Raw genomic sequence first — 2,570 nt, forward strand, 5'->3', positions numbered from 1 at the left:
GGACCGGCGCGCTGCTCGGCGCCGTCGCGCTCGCCGGCGGCTTCCTCGTACTGCACCTCATCAGCCCGGCCGGCATGGGCTTCGGCGACGTCAAGCTCGCCCTCGCCATCGGCGCGGCGCTCGGCTGGTACGGCTGGGGGGTGCTGCTGCTCGGCGCCTTCGCCGGCTTCCTCTCCGGCGGGCTGTACGGCCTCGGCCTGGTCCTGCTGCGCCGAGGGGGCCGCCGCACGGAGATGCCGTTCGGCCCCTTCCTGCTGGCGGGCACCTTCCTGGGCCTGCTGGCAGGAGCCTACGGCGCCTGACCTTACCGCCGCGGACGGTCCGCCCCTCTCCTGGCCAGCCAGGCCAGGCACCCGGCCCGTGCCACCACACCGAGGGCCAGTGCCACCAGGATCGCTCCCCAGTCGATGACATGGGGCAGTCCAGGGAAGAACAGGAAGAAGCCGAGCCCCGCGACGACACCGGCCACGAACGCGACGACGGAAGCCCGGCGGCGGCGGCCGTACGCCTCCGGTCCTCCGGAGCCTGTCCGGTGCTCGGACTGCTGCTCGTGCATGGGGCGCCTCACCGGGTGATGTGGTGGCACCGGCTCGCGAGCCGAGTGCCGTTGACGTGCAGGCGGGCGCAGGTCTTCCCGTAACGGGGAAGCTTCTGCGGGCTGTTGCTCCGCATCGGATCGATACGGCATTCCGTGTGGGTCCGGCCCCGCGAGGTCCGGTACACCTTGGTGTTGGTGTTGGTGTTGGCGTACGCGAAGTCGATGCGCCAGTTGCAGAAACCGGCGTTCAACGCGCCGACGAAGGCGCAGTCGACGCCGGCGTTCTGGTAGGAGATCCTTCTGCCGCCTCCCCGGACGATGTGGGTGAACATGCAGCCGGTCGGGATGTTCATCGCGATGCCTCCGACCGTGTAGGCGAAGGTCCGCACAGGCGTGGAGCCGATCGCGTTGGCGGGAGCCTGTGCGGGCGGCGCCATCGCCAGGGCGGCGGCCGACAGCAGGGTGACGGCGAAGTGGGTGATGTGTCGCATGCCTCGTTTCCCTCCGTGTTCCTCATCGATGAGCGGGACAACGGGCCACGGGCCGGGGAGTTGCCGGCGGCCCTGGGACGTCACCGGCATGAGGTACCGCCGCATCTGTGCGCTGACCAGCGGAAACGTTCACTTCGTAGGTCGACGGCCGCCGGCAGGCCCGAGGCTGCGGTGGTCCGTCCGGAGGGCTGGCGTAGGCTGAGGCGGTCCGTCCAAACCCTTGACGAAAGGGACGCATCGGTGACCGAGAAGGCCGAACTTCAGTCTGTGCTCGACCGTGCCGCCGATGGTGGGCGGATCACTCCCGAGGAGGCGGTCGCCCTCCTCCGCGACGCCCCGCTGCACGCCCTCGGCCAGGCCGCCGACGCCGTCCGCCGCCGCAAGTTCGCCGGTACCGAGCACATCGCGACGTACATCATCGAGCGCAACATCAACTACACCAACGTGTGCGTCACCGCGTGCAAGTTCTGCGCCTTCTACGCGGCCCCCAAGGACACCAAGAAGGGCTGGACCCGCGACCTCGACGACATCCTGCGCCGCTGCGCGGAGACGGTCGAGCTGGGCGGTACCCAGATCATGTTCCAGGGCGGGCACCACCCGGACTACGGCGTCGAGTACTACGAGTCGCACTTCAAGGCGATCAAGGACGCCTTCCCGCAGCTGGTCATCCACAGCCTGGGTGCCTCCGAGGTGGAGCACATGGCCCGGATCTCCGGCGTCTCCGTCGAGGAGGCCATCACCCGGATCCACCGGGCCGGACTGGACTCCTTCGCCGGCGCGGGCGCCGAGCTGCTGCCCGCGCGGCCGCGCAGGGCGATCGCCCCGCTGAAGGAGAGCGGCGAGCGCTGGCTGGAGATCATGGAGACCGCCCACGGGCTGGGCGTCGAGTCCACGACGACCATGCTGATGGGCACCGGCGAGACCAACGCGGAGCGGATCGAGCACCTGCGGATGATCCGCGACGTGCAGGACCGCACCGGCGGCTTCCGCGCCTTCATCCCGTACACGTACCAGCCGGAGAACAACCACCTGAAGGGCCGCACCCAGGCGACGCTCTTCGAGTACCTGCGGATGATCGCCGTCGCCCGGCTCTTCCTGGACAACGTCACCCACATCCAGGGTTCCTGGCTGACCACGGGCAAGGAGGCCGGGCAGCTCTCCCTGCACTACGGCGCGGACGACCTCGGCTCGATCATGCTGGAGGAGAACGTGGTCTCCTCGGCGGGCGCCCGCCACCGCTCGAACCGGCAGGAGATCATCGACCTGATCCGCGCCGCGGACCGGGTCCCCGCGCAGCGCGCGACCACCTACGAGCACCTCGTGGTGCACGACGACCCGGCGAACGACCCGGGCGACGGCGACCGCGTGACCTCGCACATCTCCTCCACGGCGATCGAGCGCGGCATCGCCCACCCGGAGCTCCAGATCGTCGACGCGGGCTGAGGGCCGGGCCGTTGCTGACGCTCCACCGCCCCGCGCGGGGCGTGGCCGTCACCGAGGGCGGCCCCCGCGAGCCCGGGTACGCGGTCGTCGTGCGGGGC

General features: G+C 70.6%; 4 protein-coding genes. 2 read left to right on the forward strand and 2 right to left on the reverse strand.

Features of this window, described 5'->3' with window-relative positions; translation table 11 throughout:
• Positions 1 to 302: prepilin peptidase (locus tag HW445_RS26275; RefSeq protein WP_180223371.1), on the forward strand; the 302-nt coding region annotated here is incomplete at its 5' end.
• Between the two features lie 2 nt (positions 303 to 304).
• Here HW445_RS26275 and HW445_RS26280 read toward each other — a convergent pair.
• The gene (locus HW445_RS26280; RefSeq protein WP_180223372.1) at positions 305 to 556 is read right to left on the reverse strand and encodes a hypothetical protein; all 252 of its coding nucleotides are present in this window, start codon (positions 554 to 556) and stop codon (positions 305 to 307) included.
• A gap of 8 nt (positions 557 to 564) precedes the next feature.
• A complete protein-coding gene (locus HW445_RS26285; RefSeq protein ID WP_257231300.1) occupies positions 565 to 1,029 on the reverse strand; it encodes a hypothetical protein in 465 nt (154 codons plus the stop codon).
• Positions 1,030 to 1,269: 240 nt separating this feature from the next.
• Here HW445_RS26285 and mqnC point away from each other — a divergent pair, with 240 nt between their 5' ends.
• Positions 1,270 to 2,472, forward strand: coding sequence for a cyclic dehypoxanthinyl futalosine synthase (mqnC, locus tag HW445_RS26290; protein ID WP_180223373.1), 1,203 nt, complete (start codon positions 1,270 to 1,272; stop codon positions 2,470 to 2,472).
• Positions 2,473 to 2,570 lie beyond the last annotated feature (98 nt).

This window comes from Streptomyces sp. UH6 (genome assembly GCF_013421635.1).
Lineage (GTDB): Bacteria > Actinomycetota > Actinomycetes > Streptomycetales > Streptomycetaceae > Streptomyces > Streptomyces abyssomicinicus.

Coding starts and splice junctions, on each gene's coding strand:
- HW445_RS26280 (WP_180223372.1), bottom strand. CDS start 556: ATGCACGAGCAGCAGTCCGAGCACCGGACAGGCTCCGGAGGACCGGAG.
- HW445_RS26285 (WP_257231300.1), bottom strand. CDS start 1,029: ATGCGACACATCACCCACTTCGCCGTCACCCTGCTGTCGGCCGCCGCC.